Origin of the sequence: Aestuariivita sp. (assembly GCF_021404545.1) — a bacterium.
Classification (GTDB): Bacteria; Pseudomonadota; Alphaproteobacteria; order Rhodobacterales; family Rhodobacteraceae; genus Aestuariivita.
The window spans coordinates 1-1,402 of the sequence record NZ_JAAWWD010000107.1 but is presented as its reverse complement, the minus strand read 5'-3'; the positions used below and the strand labels follow the sequence as shown (position 1 = coordinate 1,402).

At 68.2% G+C, this 1,402-nt stretch carries 1 protein-coding gene; it reads right to left on the bottom strand.

Features of this window, described 5'->3' with window-relative positions; all coding sequences use genetic code 11:
* Positions 1 to 120: 120 nt before the first annotated feature.
* Complete coding sequence (locus HEP69_RS23665; RefSeq protein WP_290560966.1) at positions 121 to 1,173, bottom strand: toprim domain-containing protein; 1,053 nt, start codon at positions 1,171 to 1,173, stop codon at positions 121 to 123.
* Between the last annotated feature and the right edge of the window lie 229 nt (positions 1,174 to 1,402).

Genomic DNA, 1,402 nt, shown 5'->3' with positions numbered 1-1,402 from the left:
GGTTTTCGGGGGCCCTGGGCGAAGGGCCCATTTGCCCAGGGCCCCAAAGGTTTTCATTGACAGCACTGGGGTGGTTCATTCTCAGCGCCGTGGACGGCAAATGACCCTGCGGATTCGCGGTCAGCATCTCCCGGTTGTTCCGTTTTGGATGAACCGCGCGACATCCTCGGGCGCGATCTGTGGGCGCAGTGCCGCCCGCAGATCGTCGAGGCCGGTGGCTTGCAGGTCGTCGTTGAAGTCACCCAGTGCCGGTGAGAGCACCAACACCTCGATACCCGCCGCCACCGCGCGTTCGGTCAGGCTTGCAACGGCCCTGTCGCCCGCGGCATCCGTGTCGCGGGCGATGTAGAGGCGACGCAGGGCCGGTGGCAGCACGAGCGCGCCAAGATGGCCCGCCGACAACGCCGCGGCCATCGGCATGTCCGGCAGGGCCAGGCGCAGCGACAGCATCGTCTCGATCCCCTCGCCGACGGCCAGAACGTCATTGGCGGTGCCGAAGCGGACGGCATGCCCGAGGAGTTCGCCCATTGCCCGGCGCGGCGTGCCGATCTTCGCCTTGCCGGAACCGTCCGGAGCGAGCCAGGTGCGGTGCGCGCCGGTAATCGTGCCGCCAAGGTCGGTGACCTCGGCGATCATCGCCGGCCGCTTCCGTGCCGGGGACCCATCGCCCGGGCGATAGTAGCAGCGCGGATGATACCGCAGCGCCCCGGCATCGTGGACCGGCACGATGCCGCGACCGGCCAGATAGGTCTCGACCGGCGTACCTCGGATCCGCTGCGCCATGGCGATCAGCCGCCGTGACGCTTCCGGCGATCCCATGGCGGCGCGGGCAGGCTCAGGATTGATGGTCTGGACAAGGTCGACCCGCGGCAGGCTCAGGAAGCGCCGCGCCTCCTCGGCCACATCGCCGAACGAAGTGAAGCCACAGCTCTCCCGGATCACGTCGAGCAGGTCGCCGTGCTCGGCCGTCGCGGCATCGGTCCAATGACCGGCAGCACCGGGGCCCGCTTCAGGCCCCTTCAGCCGGACGAACATGGACCGGCCCGGCGTGTTGCGCGCATCACCGACGGTCCAGTACTGACCCTGCCGCCGCCCGTTGGGGAGGTAATGCCGACACACGGCCTCAGCGTCCCGCGCGAGCCGACGCGACAGCTCCGCTGCATCGCGGGACATCACCAAGTCCCCCGCTTTGTGCTGACATTATGTTGCGCGGATGGCCGTCCGCCCCTGCAGAGCCGACGCGAGACTCGCCGTCGCAACATAACCCGCGCCGCAACATGTTCGGTATTATGTGGCGGTCCCCTATACCAACCGCCGGGCCCACGGGACAGCGCGCCAGCTCGTATGCCGGCCGGTGCGGGCAAACACAAAAAACTGTTCGACACCGCAAGCATAACATGCG

Coding starts and splice junctions, on each gene's coding strand:
- HEP69_RS23665 (WP_290560966.1), bottom strand. CDS start 1,173: ATGTCCCGCGATGCAGCGGAGCTGTCGCGTCGGCTCGCGCGGGACGCT.